This window comes from Microcystis sp. BLCC-F209 (assembly GCF_041928595.1).
In the GTDB taxonomy this organism is placed as follows: Bacteria; Cyanobacteriota; Cyanobacteriia; order Cyanobacteriales; family Microcystaceae; genus Microcystis.
On record NZ_JBHFLL010000147.1, the window covers coordinates 1 to 5,652 of the forward strand.

Below are 5,652 nucleotides of genomic sequence, written 5' to 3' on the forward strand. Positions count from 1 at the left end.
CAGCTTTGGTGGGTAAAATGTATTCTAAGATACATTTCTCAAGAGCGAGGGGGTGGAACGAACCACAAAGACACAAAGGACACAAAGATCGATCGATCCTATGTCAATTAAACTTATCACACAGAACCTAGAAGAGCCCTATTTTTATTGGCCTTCTGCTTAACTTTTCTCTTGCGTCCGATATATTCATTGCGATCGCTGATTGGGGCGGGTGCCTTAGGCGGCTACCAATTCTGTTAAAAAACCCCAATCAACAATCGGCGCGCCACGCACTAACTTGATCATTACAGCGTTTCTCAGATAGATGAGGTTCGTTCTTGCGTCTAAAACACTTGATTAGCAAGGATTACTGTATGCTTCACCTTTACCAGAAAGGCTGTAGACCTCTCCAATAATTGCCAAAATAAGGGCTGAAGCGCTTACTACAAGCCTAGCAAAAATGTTTTCTGGAGAGGTCTATTAAATTGGTGCGCTATGATTATAATAAAATGACTCTTAGCTTAACTGCTATAAGGATTCATCTTTCTATCGTATTGAGGACGACAGGGACTGCCCCAAGCAACCTTTTGAGCGGGAATATCGGCAAATACGCTACTTCTTGCCCCAATAACAACATTAGAGCCAATTTTTACCCCCGGAGCCAAAAAACAATCGGCTGCGATCCATGTACCATTACCAATGAGGATGGGAGTGGTTTTTAAGCCAAAAGAGCGATCACCGGGATCGTGACTGCCAGTGCAAAGATAGCATTTTTGAGAAATCACACAATGACTGCCGATGGTAACGTTATCTAAACTATAAATCACCACATCATCGCCGATCCAAGTATAATCGCCGATCGCCACTTTCCAAGGATAAGTAACCCTTGCCGTCGGGCGAATTTTCACCCCAAGGCCGATTTTAGCCCCGAATAGCCGCAAAACAGCGCAGCGAAAGCTATCCATCTGATGTAAACTGAGGGGAAAAAGAATTCCTTGTACTAACCACCAAAGTAGGATAATCGGATTAGAACGACCGCGATCAAACCAAGATTGATCGTAGGTACGCAGATCTAGCCACGCTTCCTCATCGGTGCGGATTTCTGGGGACATAGGACTTATTTAATCATTTCTGCGGGTTGAGGTTCCGAGGGTTTAACCGCGGGATTAACATGGGCATTAACGTTTAATTTACCGCCAAATCGCCGTAGTTCGTACAATTTAACCCCAATTTGGTATTCGTACTGACTCAAAAGACGACCGTAAATATAACCAGCTTTGCCATCTAAGAAACCGAGACGGATAAAATAAAAGAGAATAAAGCGCAGCAGCGGCTTAAAGGGCAATTTTACCCAAATTTTCTTTAAAAAACGTTTTCTCTGCACCGCATCACCGAAGAAGTTCCCTCCGATCGTGCCGCTTTCGTCATTACCCGTGAGAATATTGTAATAAACCCGCGCCTCCCAGTTGGAATAACGATTATGTCTTTCTAACCAATGATAGATATCGCGGAAATCGATGTGTAGCATATCATTTTTCAGATAGCCCACCTTGCCATTAAGGATAACGTGTTCGTGAACCTCGTTATCTCCCGTGTTGGGTATATCTTCCGTGTTTAAATTCTCGTATCTGCCGGACTTATGTTTAAATAAACGCAGATTCCAGTCGGGATACTTGCCGCCATAACGAATCCATTGTCCGAGGAAGAAGACGCGACGATTGAGATAATAACCGTTATAGTTGGCATCTTGGATGACGGTGGCGATTTCGTCCCATAGTTCGGGGGTGATTCTCTCATCACAATCGACGATTAATACCCATTCATTGCGAAAGGGCAGGTTATCGAGGGACCAGTTTTTCTTTTTCGGCCAACGACCATTAAAATGAAATTGGACTACATTAGCACCATAGTTTGTAGATATTTCGATCGAGCGATCGCTACTTTGGGAATCGACGACAAACACTTCATCAGCCCTAGCAACACTCTCTAAACAGGCGGGAAGGTTAGATTCCTCGTTTTTGGCGGGAATTAACACCGAAACGGGAATTTTTTCTGATTGACTAAACATTGGTACACTGTGGCTAGGTAGAGTGTTCGCACCTTTCCTTAAAACCCTTAGTTACTCAGAAAGGGAGAACTAGGGCTTAAGATTTTTTTCAATCATACTATACCTTATCTGCTTTTTTCCGTCATTTTCCTGCTCTTCTCTCTAAATTTCTAACTGCGAAATAGACGACTATACTGGGTTTCGTGGTTCATGCTGGCAAAACTTAGCCCCCAACTCCAACTGCTCAGGTTTTCATCGGCTAAACTGATAATATCTGCTGTTGCTGTTAATAAACTGGGCTGTAAACCGATCAGAAGCGATTGTCCTAGGGTTTGCCCAAGGGGAATTAAACGCAGTCCTGCATTGATTAAATTACTTGCCCAACTGTGTAAATAGCCTAAAACCGCTAATTCTTCTCCAATTTGCCAATGACTTGCCCCGATCGCAAAGGCGGTGGCATAATTAGCCTGTTCCGGTAGATTATCTCTGTCCGCTGCTAACTCCCGCAATAGGTTTAACAGCGATCGCCCCATTTGCCAGCTTTGTTGTCTTAATTCGGCCGTTTCTCGCGTTGCCGATAACCAATTGTCCCAATAATTAAGTTTTGTAAAATCCTCTTGACAAAAACAACGATATACTCTTAGCAAAACGGCCGTTTCTAAGCGAATCGAGCCTTGACCAAGCGATTGCTCTAACCAATCATTTAAGCTGGCACTATTGGAGATAATCCCCTTTTCGACGAGGGTTTCTAGCCCTTCGGAATAACTATAGGCCCCGACGGGTAAAATCGGACTAGCCAATTGTAATAAACACAAAAGTTCTTTTTGAGCGAGCATAGAAAACCGAGAAAATTGTCCTTAACACAATTGGGGAAATGCTTGGCGCTTCGGTATGTAGATCGAGCCAATAAAAAGCGGCACTCTCTCAATTATACCGTGATTAATAGCCACAATTATAAACTGCCCTACTTATGTCCTCACGAGCACAGCATTTGCTGAAAATAAATCTTGTCGTTCTTCTCTTGGTTTTAGCTTTGATTGCCGGGGTTGATCGGGCAAAATTACCCGCTAGTCTTTTATTTTATCCCCCCGCTACTCCCCCAAGTCCGATCGCTGGTTTATTAACCCATTCTTTTCAATTGCTTTGTTGTTTACCCCCGATTGTTTGCCTTTTTAGTTATGCTTTATTGTCCCGGAAGGCAAGTTTCCGTAATTCTCGCCATTTTTTACTTGTTTCTGCTATAATAACGGGACTTTTTGCCATCAATGAAATCTTCAGAATTCATATCATTCTCCTCTATTTTGATATTCCCAAATTCTTGACTATCTCTGTTTATGCTTTGGTAATTCTGATTTATGGTTTAGTATTTTGGCGGCAAATAAGACAAACTTATTACCAAATCTTAATCATCGCTTTAGCACTTTTAACTTTGGCGATTACTATCGATTTTCTCCCGATTAAAAATCGAGGTTTTGCCAGTCTAAGTGAAGGAATTCCCAAACTGTTAAGCGCCGTGAATCTAGCTGGCTATTTTTGGGATGTATGTTTTCAAGAAATTGCCGCCAAGCTCAAATTCCAATAAATTATCCATTCAACTGTTTAACCAGATGTGAGATTTCGGGAAGAATCAGTTTTTCTAGGGCTAATTTAACGGCATTAGTGGAACCGGGGAGAGAAAAGACCAATAAGTTTTGATAAACCCCAGCTATTGCCCTTGATGCCATGGCACGGGAGCCAATTTCCTGATAGCTGAGATAACGAAATAATTCGCCAAAACTGGGCAAAGTAATCCTTAATAAAGGCACTAAAGCATCATAGGTGGTGTCTCTGGGAGCAATACCCGTACCCCCATTGAGAATTAAGACTTTTATCCGATTTTGATGGCTAATCTCTGGTAAGATTGCTTGAATTTGTAAGGGTTCATCGGGGATAATTAAGTATAGGCCGATATCATGACCCGATCGAGTTAGTAACTCTTGAATTATTTGGCCACTCCTATCCGTCTCTGGGGTACGAGTATCGCTCACCGTGACTACGGCACAGGTAAGGTGAAGGGGGGTGGTGTCGGGATGGGGAATAAAGGTCATAATTAGGGTTTGCGGCAAAAAGTTTTTCCTGGGGGCAGGGTGTGGCCCCCCCAACCCCCCCGACATCGGGGGGGTGGGGTGTGGGGTGTGGGGTTTTACCAGTTTTGAGGTGGCCAATTACCTAATTTTCAGGGAAAAAGTGCCTAAATTTCCCCCCGATCACTCCCATATCCAGTACTTTTTGATTGACAAAAGGTCTAAAAGTCTTACCCAACAAGGTTTTTAGATTTATTTAGCCAGCCCTAATTAGGGATAAGCTGAGAGTTGGAGAAAAACAAGCATTGAGAACAAATGTATGTATTGGCTGGTCAGTGCAGTCACCCTAGAATAAAAAACTTAACTTTGGCAAATATTGCCGATTTTTGCCAGTTTTTGGCACTTTTTCGCTGGTAATGACGACAAAGTAAAAGGAGCTTCTAGAGAACAGATTATCCCAAAATAACAAAATCGAGATTATCATCTAATTGGTATAGATTATGACTGGAATTATGAGTCAACTCAGTCCCCTACAAGCCGAACAAATCAAGGAAATCGGGACTTATTTACGTCAAAAACGAGAAGAAAGCTGCCTGAGCATAGAAGATATCGCCGCCCTGACGATGATTAGAGTACCAATGCTAGAAGCGTTGGAAACGGGGAATTGGGAGAAATTACCAGAATTAATTTATGTCAAGGGATTTATCAAACGCTACGGTGATGCCCTAAAAATTGATGGTAAAGCTTTAGCTGATCGCTTGTCTCCTAGTGCGGAACAATTAGCCCAAGAGGTAACTATCCCGAAAACACTGCCCACAAAAGTTACCCCTCTCCCCAAGGCTGAACCCGCTGCCCCAAAAGTGGAACGGGTGAAACCAGAAAAACCAGCCCCAGAAACTAGCCCCCAACCAACTAAATCAACCTTTTTCGGGATGTATCTCTGGCTAGGCTTGCTGGCGGGTATATTTTGCGGTATTGGCTATCTTTTTCTTCGTCCCCCTCTCTCTAACCCCCCTGCCGTTACTCCCTCTCCTTCCCCCATGGGTTCCCTCGCACCGGTAGTCTCTCCTGCGCTGGTAGCCTCTCCTTCCCTTTCTCCTCAGCCAAAAGTTCCTCTCTCAGCCGAAGTAACTATTGAACAGGCCGCTTGGGTAAGGGTAATTGCCGATGGCAAAAAAGTCCATGAAGGCAATCTCCAACCCGGGACCAAACGAACTTGGACAGCCCAAAAGAGTTTAACTATTCGATCGGGCAATGCTGGTGCTGTTAAAATCTCTCTTAACGAAAACCCTGCCCAATTAATGGGTAAAGCTGGCCAAATCGGCGAAATCACCCTAACTGCACCCCCTCTCAGTGATCAGTAAACAGTAATCAGTAATCAGTGAACTAAAAACTCACATCTGAAAACAAGGGCCGAATCTAAGACCTAATTGGTTAAGCTAAAAGCTTTGATGTGCTTAGTTTCTAACCTTCTTTTTAGGTAGGAGAATTGTCAGATTCTGTCTTTTGCCTCTTGCCTGTTGCCCCTTGCCTTCAGAAGCTGAAAACTGAAAACTGATAACT

At 43.4% G+C, this 5,652-nt stretch carries 6 protein-coding genes; 2 read left to right on the forward strand and 4 right to left on the reverse strand.

The features are described from left to right. Positions 1 to 500: 500 nt before the first annotated feature. From hpsU to ACE1AQ_RS09215, 3 genes are all read right to left on the reverse strand, one after another. Positions 501 to 1,091 (reverse strand): hormogonium polysaccharide biosynthesis acetyltransferase HpsU, encoded by a 591-nt coding sequence (gene hpsU / locus ACE1AQ_RS09205; protein ID WP_106908619.1) that lies wholly within the window; start codon positions 1,089 to 1,091, stop codon positions 501 to 503. A gap of 5 nt (positions 1,092 to 1,096) precedes the next feature. Beyond that, a complete protein-coding gene (locus ACE1AQ_RS09210) occupies positions 1,097 to 2,047 on the reverse strand; it encodes a glycosyltransferase family 2 protein (RefSeq protein ID WP_008197739.1) in 951 nt (316 codons plus the stop codon). A 149-nt stretch (positions 2,048 to 2,196) separates the two neighbouring features. Further along, positions 2,197 to 2,862, reverse strand: coding sequence for an urease accessory protein UreF (locus ACE1AQ_RS09215; RefSeq protein ID WP_110545935.1), 666 nt, complete (start codon positions 2,860 to 2,862; stop codon positions 2,197 to 2,199). Positions 2,863 to 2,996: 134 nt separating this feature from the next. Here ACE1AQ_RS09215 and ACE1AQ_RS09220 point away from each other — a divergent pair, with 134 nt between their 5' ends. Continuing rightward, positions 2,997 to 3,608, forward strand: coding sequence for a hypothetical protein (locus ACE1AQ_RS09220; RefSeq protein WP_106908621.1), 612 nt, complete (start codon positions 2,997 to 2,999; stop codon positions 3,606 to 3,608). A 1-nt stretch (position 3,609) separates the two neighbouring features. Here ACE1AQ_RS09220 and ACE1AQ_RS09225 read toward each other — a convergent pair whose 3' ends face one another. Further along, positions 3,610 to 4,113: a molybdenum cofactor biosynthesis protein B gene (locus ACE1AQ_RS09225; protein ID WP_008197752.1), complete on the reverse strand. Its 504-nt coding sequence runs from the start codon at positions 4,111 to 4,113 to the stop codon at positions 3,610 to 3,612. A 476-nt stretch (positions 4,114 to 4,589) separates the two neighbouring features. On the opposite strand from ACE1AQ_RS09225, the gene ACE1AQ_RS09230 reads away from it, so the two are divergent. After that, positions 4,590 to 5,453, forward strand: a complete 864-nt coding sequence (locus ACE1AQ_RS09230; RefSeq protein ID WP_008197754.1) for a RodZ domain-containing protein — start codon at positions 4,590 to 4,592, stop codon at positions 5,451 to 5,453. The last annotated feature ends 199 nt before the right edge of the window (positions 5,454 to 5,652 follow it).

What these genes read in the sequence shown, in the direction of transcription:
- hpsU (WP_106908619.1), bottom strand. Translation starts at nt 1,091, where the DNA reads ATGTCCCCAGAAATCCGCACCGATGAGGAAGCGTGGCTAGATCTGCGT.
- ACE1AQ_RS09210 (WP_008197739.1), bottom strand. Translation starts at nt 2,047, where the DNA reads ATGTTTAGTCAATCAGAAAAAATTCCCGTTTCGGTGTTAATTCCCGCC.
- ACE1AQ_RS09215 (WP_110545935.1), bottom strand. Translation starts at nt 2,862, where the DNA reads ATGCTCGCTCAAAAAGAACTTTTGTGTTTATTACAATTGGCTAGTCCG.
- ACE1AQ_RS09220 (WP_106908621.1), top strand. Translation starts at nt 2,997, where the DNA reads ATGTCCTCACGAGCACAGCATTTGCTGAAAATAAATCTTGTCGTTCTT.
- ACE1AQ_RS09225 (WP_008197752.1), bottom strand. Translation starts at nt 4,113, where the DNA reads ATGACCTTTATTCCCCATCCCGACACCACCCCCCTTCACCTTACCTGT.
- ACE1AQ_RS09230 (WP_008197754.1), top strand. Translation starts at nt 4,590, where the DNA reads ATGACTGGAATTATGAGTCAACTCAGTCCCCTACAAGCCGAACAAATC.